This window comes from Oceanobacillus kapialis (assembly GCF_044790185.1).
GTDB classification, from domain to species: domain Bacteria; phylum Bacillota; class Bacilli; order Bacillales; family Amphibacillaceae; genus Oceanobacillus_B; species Oceanobacillus_B kapialis.
In genome coordinates, this window is record NZ_CP085256.1 from 280,159 (window position 1) to 292,682 (window position 12,524).

Genomic DNA, 12,524 nt, shown 5'->3' on the forward strand with positions numbered 1-12,524 from the left:
AAAATTTGATGGGAAGTTAACTCACAGGTAACAAAGTTGATTCGTTTTTTATGTGTTTTCCACGATTTTCCAAAGACTTTGGCAAATATATTACTCAGTCTGAATCAATAGTGGATCCTGCTCTCTTTCTTTTACCCAATACCCCTTCAAATCCTTACCAATATTGACTTCAAATTGTGTTCAACTCCGTGTTCTAAACAATGGTATCCAACCAAAAATGGTAATACACGCCCTGATGATTGTAATATAGATAAAAAAGATATCTTCCTACCAATTTCTGCTTTTAAGCAAATGGAGGAATAGTTTAATAGCACTACCAGCATTTTATTTCTCGTATAATTAGCCCAATATTGGCGCTAATCCTTATTAGATAATAGCGCCCGATTGCCGCATAATCAAATAAAGGTTCTTAAGATGGCGCAACTATTAATTGAATATACAATAACATACCAAGAAAGAAACAGTTGAGTTGAATAACTTTCATGGTATCATATGAAGGTTTTGGAACTTCAACTTGTGTATTTTTATCATCGCGAACAATGCATATTGAAACTTAAATTTGAAATAAGTTCTACTTCTTTTTAATGATCGTTATGTAGGAAATTATAATTGTTAACCGTTTAGTGATGGTGGTTGACAATTAAGTCCCCCTTCTATTAAAATTATTATTAATAGAAGGGGGACGTTTACATTGAATCGACAAAGAAATAAACTGAGAATTATGCTTAAGATCGCTATATTTGCCGCTTTAACTGCAATACTCGCACAGGTGGAAATTCCACTTCCGCTTATTCCGATCAGTGGCCAGACATTGGCAGTAGGGATTGCAGCAACCATTCTTGGGAGCCGTCAGGGAGCATTGGCAATGGTACTCTATATGGCGATAGGAGCGGTCGGACTTCCGGTATTCGCAGGATTTAGTGGGGGACCACAGGTGCTTGTAGGCCCTTCAGGTGGATATATTTTTGGGTTTATAGCCGCAGCGTACTTTACTGGTCTCATTTTGGAAAAAACAAGGTTTACAATCCCAATGGCTGTCATCGCAAATATTATGGGAATGTTTGTAACGCTGATTTTTGGTACTATTCAATTGAAACTTGTACTGGATCTTGGATGGAGTGCTTCCTTGGCTGCCGGAGTATACCCGTTTCTTGTTGTAGGTTTCATTAAGGCATTTCTAGCCAGCTGGATTGGTATTATCGTCAGAAGACGCCTGATACAAGCAAAACTGCTTGGAGATATGCAAAAAGAAGTTGCATAAGTTATTACACTAATTGAATAAATAGAAGCCCAAAAAAGTGTCACTCTGACCGATAATTTGCCTATTTAAAGCGTTATTTGCATATTTCGACTATAAAGCTCAGCTATCTTTACATAAAAATTTTAGCTGAAATTCTTCATTTTTACTATAATGTTTGCCCAAAGCAACAATGATGTGAAGAAGGATTAGGGAACGCTACATCACTTAATTTTACGTAGCCAAATGTAGGCTAGCCTCCACAAGGCAGTTTTTAAATATTGGGTGATCTGTAAATAGGCATGGTCACTTTTGACTTCCAGTTGAATGATTACATTTAAACAATAAACGATTATAGCGATGTAAACTTGAATATATACAGCTTGTTCACTTTGTCCGTAAAATTTCTTAATGATTAATTGCTGCTTCATCCACTTGAAAAACAGTTCGATCGCCCAGCGCGATTTATACAGTTCCGCAATTTCATCAGCATCTAAATCAAACCGGTTGGTCAGGTTGGTCAATACTTGTAGCTCATTTCCTTTGGTATCGATCACTTTCAATCGGCGAAATACATGTTCAGAACGATTTTGCGTTGTTCCGATTACCATCTTTTTGAGCCACTCAGTAACACTAGATATTAAGACCTATCCTGGCAAGGTATGCCTTATTTAGGGGTCTTGACAAAGAGCCTCTGTGGTAATGCATTTAGGCAATAAACGGCAGCTAGAAGCTTACCCTGGCATGGAAGCCTACTATTACCACCACTCTTTGTAAAGACCGTTTCAGCATCTTTAAATTAGGAATATAGTAGTGGGTTTGGCGATGGCATAGGTGGATCAAATTCGTGGGGTTGTGCATACAACAGTAATTTCAAGAAGGGTTCCGTAAAAAGGAAGAAAAAAGACTAGACAGTCCGTTATGTATTCAAACCCTTCTCATAAATAAGCACAAAATTTTCGGCCTGTATTAATGATTCAGTGCTATTTCTTATTACAAGAAGATTAAATCCTTTCGATGCCATTCTAAATTGATTTAAATCGAATGCATAATAAATCTATTACAAAAATTGCCAACTTCCTACAGTCAATTCCGATGAGTGTAGGATTTTTTCAATTCGGGTATCGTAATTATGGACATCATGGAAATATCGATTTTCCATTCTCAACTTACATTACGAAAATTTTTTAAGGAGATGAGATTTTGACTCTAAATAATAACGTTTTTACTCTAAATGATGGTTCAGTGCTCCCTTATGTGGGGTTAGGTACGATCGGTATTAACGGAGATCAAGGCACATTTGAAATTCTAAACGCCTTAAATACAGGGTATCGCTTAGTCGATACGTCAACAAACTATGACAATGAAGGAATTGTCGGTGAAGCTGTGCGTCGGTCCGCATTGCCTCGAGAAGAAATTTTAGTCAGCACGAAATTGCCCGGCGCTTACCATGAATATGACAGGGCATTTATCTTTATTCAAGAATCGCTGCGTCGTACTGGATTAAAGTATTTTGACAAGTATTTAATTCATTGGCCAAATCCTAAGGACGGCAAGTATGTAGAAGCTTGGAAGGCTTTAGTGGATGCCCAAAAACAAGGGTTAATCAGAACGATTGGCGTTTCAAACTTTGAACCTAAACATCTGGACGACATTATTGAAGCAACAGGTGTGACGCCTGCTACAAACCAAGTGGAGCGTCATCCGTATTTTAATAATAACCGTATGGTGGAAGAAAATAAAAAACGTGGCATTCTTACTGAAGCCTGGAGCCCTTTTGGTCGAGGTTATCTGAATGACGTGCTGGAAAATGCTACAATTAAAGAAATTGCAGAGAAGTACGATAAAACCCCGGCCCAGATTATCTTAAACTGGAATTATCAAGCTGGCGTATTTACTATACCAAAATCAAGTAATCCAGCGCATCAAAAAGATAATTTCAATAGCACCAACTTTGATTTAGCATCTGAAGATATTGAAAAAATTGATTCATTGGATAAAGGAGAAGATGGCCGTGTAGAAGGTCAGGATCCAAATGAATATCATGAATATGTATAGGCAAGACACTATATAAAGTGAAACTTCAATCAAACATCTTATAGTATTCGTTTCATGTAGCCAATATCGTTTTTGATACGATATTCAGTGGGAAACTCTGAAAGGAGGGTCTGTTTTAAGCAGGTCCTCTTTTTATTTTTAAAACTTTATCTGTTAACAAGATTATGTGTAAATGGTTAACTTAAATGTTTTAATGATGGACTTTAATCTTTGCATTTGAGGTATTAGATACCACCTAATATACAGGGAAATGCCAACTCTTATCGAAATTAACTATAAGGACTTAACAAAGGAGGTATATTAAATGACGGTATATGATGGAAAGCAGATTTATGAATTATGGGTAAAAGCTTGGAATGAGGATGTTTCTGTACTTGATGAAATAACAGCTTCAGATTGCACTGTTCATCAGGCAAGGACTGACGGGAAAACATCCGATAAAATAAAAGGCTCAGAAGCATTGAAGGGGATTATTAAGGACGGACATGCATATTTTGATAATGTAAAAATGTTGGTTGAAGTAGGACCGATTGTAGACAAATCATACGTATCAGCTCGTTGGAAGTTCATAGGGTCTTATAAAGGAGGAATGCAGGGCGCCAAGGCAGAAATTGGAGAAGAAGTGAGTTTCAATGGTATGGATATGTTTTATGTGAATGACGGATTGATTAAGGAATATTGGGTCTCCTCTGATGGGATTAGCCTTATGGAACAACTAGGGATATTTTAAGAAGCTAATAGAATTACGTGTCATTTCGCAAAACACCTACACATTAATCAGATAAGATATATGTTAGAATAATTAGTAATATATACTCAGCAAACAAGGAGGGGCTCTCTAGTGCAACCTATTACAAAAAAACGTACGAAAGCTTTTTTGATTGATTTGGCAATCTCAACCGCTGTAACAGCTGGTGTAGAGTATTTTCTACGGAAAAAAGTGAAAAGCGAAGCGGTGCATGTTTTACTAACACCAACCATCGTAATGTGGACACTGGAATATGGCCAGTTGCGCCGCACCGGCCAAACAATTGGGTACAAAAAAATGGGGTTAGAACTCGAAAGTACGGAAGGTCCTGAGTTAACAGCAGGCCAAATTATGAAGCGGATAGGTTACCGGGACACTGTCAGCTTTTTTGACTACTTGAAGAACCGTGAGAAGTTCGAAGGTCAGGGCGGGGCAGCTCTTTCCCACGATCGTTTTTCAAATACTGTAGTGAAAGAATTATAGGTTAATCAATAAATAAAAAGACACTTTCTAGATATAAAGCTAGAAAGTGTCTTTTTCATGGAATTCCTTACAAAGTCTTTGGAAGATAAATATTAAACTCAATTTTATCATCAGAACTCGAAACAGAAATAGTCCCTTGATGGAGTTCCACAATCTCTTTTGCAATCGCAAGTCCTAAGCCAGCCCCACCTGTATTGGTGCCTCTTGAGGAATCTAAGCGGTAAAATTGCTCAAAGATACGGTTCAGCTTTTCCTCAGGGATCGTAAATCCCTGATTTTCAAACCGAATGTGAATGCCTTCATTCTCCTCTTTCATTTCAATCGTGATCGTACTATCAGGGAAACTATAGCTGACAGCATTTCGGATAATATTATCAAACACACGCTCCATTTTGCCCACGTCACATTTTATATTGAGTTTGTCAGGTGAGATGAGCTGAAAGGCTAGGTTCGAAGCAGGTGGTGAAGTGTATAATATACAAACGTACATTCCGAATTATAAGAAGGCAACCCACATTGACTTCTATAATTTGGGCAAGGTAATTTCTCTTTTTCATTCTGAAACACAAAGAATACAAGGAATAATAGAGCAGGTTGACCGTTTTTCATTGGGAAGTATGTGGGAAAGTTTAAAATACGATAGTGACTTTGCACAAGTGAATTTCCGCAGACAATTAGAAGTTATGGTTGAGAAAAGTATAGGTTGTCAGCATGAAAATAATTGCTTCATACATGGTGATTTGGCAACGTGGAATATTATAACTAACGATAAAAATATATACATCATTGATTTTGGCGAAGTAAGAAGAGAAAATAACCATTTTGATATTAGTGCATTAATTTCATCGTTCATTAATATAGAAGAGTCAGAAGAAAAGATAACCACATCTCTAACAAATTTTAGGGAAGGTTATATAGAAAACTTTGCGCAATTTGATTGGATTTTGCTATCGGAGAATTTAAACATATGGTCAACAAGAGGTGTGATTGCTTTACTGGTCCATAATGGAATTGATAGCCGTACTTGTAAAATGGTTAATAAAATAATTGAAGATCAAGCTAGATTAAACAATATAATAAGGCGTTTGGCGGCTAAATACCAAGGGGGTAAATGAGTACATTCCAAACAAATTTATAACTGTCTGTCTTAGAACCGAGAACGTACAACAAGGTACGCTTTCTCGGTTCTTTTTCTTTTCCTTAACCTTATTCCAGTAAATGAAACCTAAATAACTAACAAACGTATAACTATAAAAAGCTTAAAAAGGAGTGACGTGCACCAAAATGATTCGTTTTATTCGTCAAAGAAGACGTCGTTTGAAAATGAAAAAAGTCAAAGCGGGAGATGGCCATACATTAAAGGAATATCGACTTTGGCATATCTTTACGCGCTCCTTATTCCATATAGAAATAACAAATAATCAAAAGGAGAAAACCAATTATGCTGTAAACTGCAAATATTTTGCAGAGGAGCCTATGGCTGATTTATACCGAGAGGGAAAACATGTTGCCTATTCCAAGCTTCCAGCAGCTTTTCCAATAGAAAATGGAGTAATTGAAATAGATAGTGGAGGTTACGGGATAAACCGTATTCATTATGAAACAAATGAATACGAAACGAGTAATGAAGAGGCTTTTTCCATATACCCAGAAAAACGTTCCATAAGAGGTTTACGCATGTGGTTACACAAGAAATTTCCTCCAATTAGCAGGCTAATCGGAATCATTGCGGTCATAATCTTATTAACTTCATTAGCTTTAAGTTTACCTCAACTGATAGAGATGATTACGGAAATTCCCTGGGTTGCTGAGAATATAGGAATATTCGAATCACCAATTGATTTTTCCTGGCAAACGAATATTTGGATATTTGTTGCAGGCGCGATAGCCGGCGTAGAACGAACACTTATGCTTCGTAATCATTGGTTAATTGACATGGAAACTAGCTATTGGGATAGCTAATAATAGATGTTGGTAAGTGCTGCATTGAATAAGGGTTAGCAAATGGAACATATATCATATATAAAGAAAACCCTTTAAAATTCAATATTTTAAGGGGCATTTTTATATTGTGAAAAACGCATAGGATAAACAACCGGTAGTCACCAATTTTAGTTACTTAAAAAAATTCCAAAAAAAGCTTGTAAGTGACGCTACGTAACTATATATAATATACATAGCGACAATAAACGGAGGGTGATTACTTGATTACAATTCAAGAAGTGACAAAGCGAACTGGGATTACGGTTAGGACCATGCGATATTATGATCAAATAGACCTTCTTCCCCCTGCAGGTAAAACCGAGGGTGGTCACAGGTTATATGGAGAGAAGGAAATTAAGACTCTACAGGAAATACAATTTTTAAAAACGTTGGGGTTCAGTCTGCAAGAAATAAAGGAAATGCTGTCTGAGGAGGGCCATGATTGGTTCGTTGGTTTGAAGAAACAATTAGGTTATATTTCAAAAGAGAAAAAGAGGCTAGAGGAAATTGAGCATTCATTAAACGGGTTATTAAATGAGATGGTGCTTAAAGGGAGTATTGATATAGCTAATGTCCAGAAACTCATCCAGCTAAATCAAAATAATATGGACAAAAGAGAAGTTTTTCTAAGCCAGACGTTTGATGAAAAAGAAATGACGTTACTAGATCAATTGCCAAATTTAAACAGCGCTGATCCTGACACACTTGAATGGATTGCTCTAATGGCACAATTAAAAAAGCATATGCCAAAGGGAGCAGCATCACCCGAAATACAACGAATCGTAAAACGTATGCACGAAAAAGAGAAAGACATGTTTGGGGGTAACGAGGGGTTTGCAGAAAAAGTTTGGGAGATTAGAAAATCACCTCAAAAATCGGAGAGTGCTGGGTTTTACCCTATCGACTCGGAGACACTGGAGTTCATAGAAGAAGCATATGAAATGTATATAAGTAGAAAACAGCAACATTTGAACGGATAATAAACAATTGGACAAATAGGAGGTGTTTGTTTGAATTTTATTGCTTGGATGATCGTTGCTTGTGAAATAGGGTTTTGGGTCGTTATTGTCTTAGGTTTATTCACAAGATATGTCTTAAAAAAGGATAAGCTAGGATTATTTTTCTTAGCCTTAACCCCTGTCATTGATTTAATTCTATTGATAATAACTGGTTTGGACTTATATCGGGGAGCTACAGCAACTGTACCACATGCCATTGCTGCAGTTTATATAGGTATTTCAATAGTATTTGGTAAAAGTATGATAAATTGGGCTGACGAGAGATTTCGCTACTACGTAACCAAAGAAGGTGAAAAGCCACTCAAACTAACTGGCTTGGATTATTCTATGCATTATTTAAAAGGGTGGGGGAAACATGTCCTTTCTTATCTGATTGGTGCTGGTATTCTAGTAGGAATCACTTTTCTAATAGATGATCCTTCACGAACAGAAGCATTAACGAACGTGTTGAAATTATGGACACTTGTATTAGGTATTGATCTAATTATTACGGTTTCCTATTTTATCTGGCCTAGGAAGAAGACGGCTTGAGGGATAATCTATAATAGAGTGCCGCAGAAAATAGCCTTTTACAGCAATATCTGTAAGAGGTTATTATTCATTGTAAAAAGTATGCGAAATCTTATACTCTCCAGTCACGAAAGAGCCCACAGTTATTGACAGACAAGGGATATCAAATTATCATAGTAAACGGAATGAATATTCATTCCGCGATTGGAGGCGATACAATGTCCAAGAATAAACAAAAAGACATCCTTGATGCAGCAGTAACTTTGTTTGCAGAAAGAGGTTATGATGGAACAACAGTGCCAATGATTGCTGAAAAAGCGATGGTAGGCGCTGGTACAATATACCGCTATTTTGCCAATAAGGAATTCCTGGTTAACGAACTATATACGAATAGCGTACAACAACTATCAGAAGTAATAATATCTGACTTCCCCAAGACGGCAACTACTCACGTACAGTTTACACATATTTATACAAGACTATTTGATTTTGCAAGAAACAATGTTGAGGTTTTTGTTTTCATAAATTCCCATGAAGACGGTCATTACCTTAATGAAAAAAGTAAAAAGACGTTTAGTGAATTCCTGGATTTTATTACAGGGGTAATCGAGGCAGGAAAAGAAAAGCATGAAATTCGCTCTTTACCATCAGAGGCACTTATTTCGATTGTCTATTCACCAATTGTGATGTTGGTTAACTTACTGGAGACAGGGCAGTTAACCTATTCATCTGAGTTGGTAAAAGAGCTTGAAGATAGTTCCTGGAATGCTATTAGAATCATTTGATCGCATCATAACAATTTCACGGAATGAATATTCATTCCTTTTTACGAAATTCCAAGGAGGGAAAAGTATGCGAAGTATTAGAAGCTGGGCAGTAGAACAAATCCTTAGAAGAGCTGGTGGAAAAAAGACACTTACAGACGAAGTGCGATATCTTGAATATATGAAGGAAAGACAGGTTGAGAATGGCAAGCCATACGTCCTGCCTGAGAAATGGAAGAACAAGTTTAAAATAGAACGGCTAGAAATGGCAGGGATGGATTATTATGTGTTTAATCAAGAAAACGAGAAACCCGATAAAACAATCCTGTATCTACATGGTGGCGGATATGTAGATCAGCCGCTAGTATACCATTGGAAATTCTTAAATATCATCGCTAGGCAAACACACGCTACCATTTATGTACCAGTCTATCCAAAAGCACCTAACCACCAATATCAGGAATCGTTTGATAAGGTGCTTCCTTTATATGAAGAAATCTTGGCTAAATCAGATAGTAGCAAGCTCATTTTAATGGGCGACTCGGCAGGGGGAGGATTTGCATTAGCTCTCGCGCAGTTGCTTCTGGAAAAGGGAATTCCGCAGCCAAAACATATTATCTTGCTTTCCCCGTGGCTTGATATTAGCCTGGAAAACCCGGATATTCAGCCGTTAGATGCTGTTGATCCCACGTTAGGAATTTATGGTCTGAAGTCAATGGGAAAAGCCTATGCAGGTGATACAAATCCAAACCATTATCTAGTTAGCCCTTTAAATGGAGAGGTTAGAGGGTTGGGGAAAATTACTTTATTCGTCGGAACTCACGAGATATTCCTGCCAGATGCAAGGAAATTTAAACAAAAAGCAGAAGACCAGGGCGTGAGGATTAATTATTTTGAGTACCCCAAAATGAATCATGTCTTTCCGCTATATCCAATACCAGAGGCGAAGAAAGCAACTGGTGAAATGGTTTATATTATAAATAGTCGGTAAAAAGCTAAGGTATTATTGGTTAAATTGAGAGAAAAGAAATAGGCTGTAGAAGTGTTATTTCATTTAACAGGGTAGCCGATTCAAAGAAAGGAATATAGAAAAATACTTAATTAAGTATCTACCTGAATTCTTAGGGAGGTGCAATACCCGTCATTACTAGAACCAATTGATAGTCTGGCGTGATGATAATATATTGTCTTTCATCCAGATGCTAAAAAACCCTTCCCATTTTATTAAAAGTTTTTAATAAGCAAGTGTTTTATACGCAGCTTACAACCTTGTAAATTTCACTCTACGCAAAAGAAAACGGCCACTCGTTTAGCCTTAACCTACATGTTAAACTAAAGAAAATTAGATAACGAGGACGTGTAATTATGCCAAAACATAAAATATATACCATGAGTTTTGCAAGTGTCTATCCTCATTATGTTACAAAGGCCGAGAAAAAAGGGCGTACAAAAGCCGAAGTTGATGAAATCATCCGGTGGTTAACCGGATATAGCCAGGAACAATTGGAAGCTCAAATCGAAAAACTAACAGATTTTGAGATCTTCTTTGCGGAATCCCCGCAGCTTAACCCTTCAAGGGATTTGATTAAAGGAGTCATCTGTGGTGTCAGAGTGGAAGACATTGAAGAGCCAACAATGCAGGAAATTCGCTATCTAGATAAACTAATCGATGAATTAGCAAAGGGAAAAGCCATGGAGAAAATTTTGCGTAAATGATCGTTGAAACACTGGTTCCATAATTTTGGAGTCGGTGTTTTTTAATAAGAATATACCAAAAGTTAAAGGGGTTCTTCCTCAAATATAGAATATTAAAACATAAAGTATCACTTGATTGGCTTCAGAAGGGAAGTATGAAAGTTAATGTAATCTAGATTAATGTTTCTCGAAACTAGTAAACATATAAAGTAGTAAAGGAGAGGGCTTATGAACTTTGTTCTCATTACTGGCCCGCAAGCAGTTGGTAAAATGACAGTTGGCCAGGAGTTAGCAAGAATAACAGAATTAAAATTGTTTCATAATCATATGACGATTGAATTGGTCAATCATTTCTTTGACTATGGCACAAAAGAAGGGAAAAGATTAGTAAACTTATTCCGGCAAGAGATATTTGAAGAAGTAGCAAACAGTAATTTATACGGAATGATTTTCACTTACTTATGGGCGTTTAATTTACAAGCTGATTGGGATTATGTAAAGAAAGTAACGCAGCTATTTGAGTCTAAGGGAGCAACTGTGTACTATGTAGAACTAGAAGTTGATTTGGACGAGAGACTTCAACGAAATAAAAGCTCTAATAGACTGGAACATAAACCGTCAAAAAGGGATATCGAATGGTCTGAAAATAGGTTGAAGCAATCACTAGAGAGTCATAGATTGAATTCTTTAGAAGGCGAAATCAATTTCCCGAACTATATGAAGATCAACAACACCAATTTGAGTGCAGAGAAAGTTGCAAACCTAATTAAGGAGAAATTTAATTTATAGAAGTTGACTTGAGAGCTAGCGTTTTTCAGGAACAGATAGAGAAAAGGAAGGAATATAAATGAGTGAGAAAAGAGAAGTTATTTTTAGAGAAGTCCAAAGACCAAATCAATTTTGGTTACGAGTAGTGATTCTATTGAGTGCTATTTATATATGGTATTGGTTTATTCAGCAAATTATCTTAGACCGACCTTTCGGTGATAACCCTGCTCCTGATACGATAACAATCCTCTTCTGGACTATCTTTGGAGTATTGCTTCCAACTTTAACTTTTGGGATCATAAAACTGGTGACCGAAGTTCGCAAAGATGGTCTTTATATACGTTTCTTCCCATTCCACATAAAGTATAAGCAATTCTCTTTCACGAATATCCAAGATTATGAAAGCATAAATTATAGCTCGTTAAAACGGTTTGGTGGTTGGGGAATTCGCGTTAATTTTAAAGGAGAAAGAGTTTATAATATAAGTGGAAATGAAGGTATAGTCTTAAAGTTAAAGCATGAAGAAATTGTAATTATTGGCACCAAAAACCCACAAGAATTAAAAGAAGCGTTAGACCTTGAAATAAATATTAAATAAAGGAGTTAAGGTTACAATGCAATTAGGAAATGTATTAGTTTTTGGTGGGACAGGCATGCTAGCTGAAGCCACTGGATGGGTTGCTAACCATGCAACTCATACAATAGCCTTTGGAAGAGATCCTCATAAACTAGCGCGATTAGCAAAGAATTATAGAATTGAAACAAAAAATCTAGACTACACGGATATGGATGCATTAAGAGAAAATGTGATAAATGCATACAAAGAACATAAAGCTATTCATATGGTGGTTGCCTGGATACATCGTACTTCTCCTCAAGCGGTGTTTGTAATAAAGGATACATTAAATCAGCTACAGCCTCACCAACAATGGACTTTACTTTTAATAAAGGGCAGTAGTAGTCGTTTATCAGATATTAAGGAAACGCAAGAAGAGAGCTTGCCAAACTGTACGATTAAAGAAGTTAGGTTGGGGTTTAAAATAGAAGCACAGGGATCTAGATGGTTAACACATGGTGAAATTTCAGACGGAGTTATTCAAGCAATTAGAGGTAATGACAAAGAAACAATTGTTGGGACATTAGAGCCATGGCATAAACGGCCATAAATACCACCTTTGGAAAAAACTTCGGGACATACAAAGCTAGTTCTAACTTAGGAAGGCAATTCCCAAAACTAAAAAGACTATTGACGTGAAAAA

At 36.7% G+C, this 12,524-nt stretch carries 14 protein-coding genes and 2 pseudogenes; 14 read left to right on the top strand and 2 right to left on the bottom strand.

Features of this window, described 5'->3' with window-relative positions; translation table 11 throughout:
• The first annotated feature begins 691 nt into the window (after positions 1 to 691).
• The gene (locus LG273_RS01525; protein WP_404457203.1) at positions 692 to 1,261 is read left to right on the top strand and encodes a biotin transporter BioY; all 570 of its coding nucleotides are present in this window, start codon (positions 692 to 694) and stop codon (positions 1,259 to 1,261) included.
• Positions 1,262 to 1,461: 200 nt separating this feature from the next.
• Here the strand turns inward: LG273_RS01525 and LG273_RS01530 are convergent.
• Positions 1,462 to 1,848 (bottom strand): annotated as a pseudogene (locus LG273_RS01530) (transposase); the annotation flags it as partial.
• Between the two features lie 592 nt (positions 1,849 to 2,440).
• On the opposite strand from LG273_RS01530, the gene LG273_RS01535 reads away from it, so the two are divergent.
• From LG273_RS01535 to LG273_RS01545, 3 genes are all read left to right on the top strand, one after another.
• Positions 2,441 to 3,295: an aldo/keto reductase gene (locus LG273_RS01535; RefSeq protein ID WP_379563702.1), complete on the top strand. Its 855-nt coding sequence runs from the start codon at positions 2,441 to 2,443 to the stop codon at positions 3,293 to 3,295.
• Between the two features lie 304 nt (positions 3,296 to 3,599).
• Positions 3,600 to 4,025: an ester cyclase gene (locus LG273_RS01540; RefSeq protein ID WP_404457205.1), complete on the top strand. Its 426-nt coding sequence runs from the start codon at positions 3,600 to 3,602 to the stop codon at positions 4,023 to 4,025.
• A 111-nt stretch (positions 4,026 to 4,136) separates the two neighbouring features.
• Positions 4,137 to 4,526 (top strand): RDD family protein, encoded by a 390-nt coding sequence (locus LG273_RS01545; RefSeq protein ID WP_379563698.1) that lies wholly within the window; start codon positions 4,137 to 4,139, stop codon positions 4,524 to 4,526.
• 67 nt (positions 4,527 to 4,593) lie between these two features.
• Here LG273_RS01545 and LG273_RS01550 read toward each other — a convergent pair.
• Positions 4,594 to 4,953, bottom strand: a pseudogene (locus LG273_RS01550) (sensor histidine kinase); the annotation flags it as partial.
• Positions 4,954 to 4,993: 40 nt separating this feature from the next.
• Here LG273_RS01550 and LG273_RS01555 point away from each other — a divergent pair.
• From LG273_RS01555 to LG273_RS01600, 10 genes are all read left to right on the top strand, one after another.
• Positions 4,994 to 5,641 carry a phosphotransferase gene (locus LG273_RS01555; RefSeq protein ID WP_379563694.1) on the top strand — a complete coding sequence of 216 codons (648 nt, stop codon included), beginning with the start codon at positions 4,994 to 4,996 and terminating at the stop codon, positions 5,639 to 5,641.
• 169 nt (positions 5,642 to 5,810) lie between these two features.
• On the top strand, positions 5,811 to 6,488 hold the full coding sequence (locus LG273_RS01560) for a hypothetical protein (RefSeq protein WP_404457207.1): 678 nt from the start codon (positions 5,811 to 5,813) through the stop codon (positions 6,486 to 6,488).
• Between the two features lie 242 nt (positions 6,489 to 6,730).
• The gene (locus LG273_RS01565; RefSeq protein WP_404457209.1) at positions 6,731 to 7,489 is read left to right on the top strand and encodes a MerR family transcriptional regulator; all 759 of its coding nucleotides are present in this window, start codon (positions 6,731 to 6,733) and stop codon (positions 7,487 to 7,489) included.
• 30 nt (positions 7,490 to 7,519) lie between these two features.
• On the top strand, positions 7,520 to 8,059 hold the full coding sequence (locus LG273_RS01570) for a hypothetical protein (protein ID WP_404457210.1): 540 nt from the start codon (positions 7,520 to 7,522) through the stop codon (positions 8,057 to 8,059).
• A gap of 197 nt (positions 8,060 to 8,256) precedes the next feature.
• Positions 8,257 to 8,823, top strand: coding sequence for a TetR/AcrR family transcriptional regulator (locus LG273_RS01575; protein WP_379563686.1), 567 nt, complete (start codon positions 8,257 to 8,259; stop codon positions 8,821 to 8,823).
• A 67-nt stretch (positions 8,824 to 8,890) separates the two neighbouring features.
• The gene (locus tag LG273_RS01580; RefSeq protein ID WP_379563684.1) at positions 8,891 to 9,793 is read left to right on the top strand and encodes an alpha/beta hydrolase fold domain-containing protein; all 903 of its coding nucleotides are present in this window, start codon (positions 8,891 to 8,893) and stop codon (positions 9,791 to 9,793) included.
• Between the two features lie 374 nt (positions 9,794 to 10,167).
• On the top strand, positions 10,168 to 10,518 hold the full coding sequence (locus tag LG273_RS01585) for a DUF2200 domain-containing protein (protein ID WP_379563682.1): 351 nt from the start codon (positions 10,168 to 10,170) through the stop codon (positions 10,516 to 10,518).
• Positions 10,519 to 10,725: 207 nt separating this feature from the next.
• Positions 10,726 to 11,286 (top strand): AAA family ATPase, encoded by a 561-nt coding sequence (locus LG273_RS01590; RefSeq protein ID WP_379563680.1) that lies wholly within the window; start codon positions 10,726 to 10,728, stop codon positions 11,284 to 11,286.
• Positions 11,287 to 11,344: 58 nt separating this feature from the next.
• The gene (locus tag LG273_RS01595; RefSeq protein WP_379563678.1) at positions 11,345 to 11,863 is read left to right on the top strand and encodes a DUF6141 family protein; all 519 of its coding nucleotides are present in this window, start codon (positions 11,345 to 11,347) and stop codon (positions 11,861 to 11,863) included.
• A 16-nt stretch (positions 11,864 to 11,879) separates the two neighbouring features.
• The gene (locus LG273_RS01600) at positions 11,880 to 12,431 is read left to right on the top strand and encodes a short-chain dehydrogenase (protein ID WP_379563676.1); all 552 of its coding nucleotides are present in this window, start codon (positions 11,880 to 11,882) and stop codon (positions 12,429 to 12,431) included.
• The last annotated feature ends 93 nt before the right edge of the window (positions 12,432 to 12,524 follow it).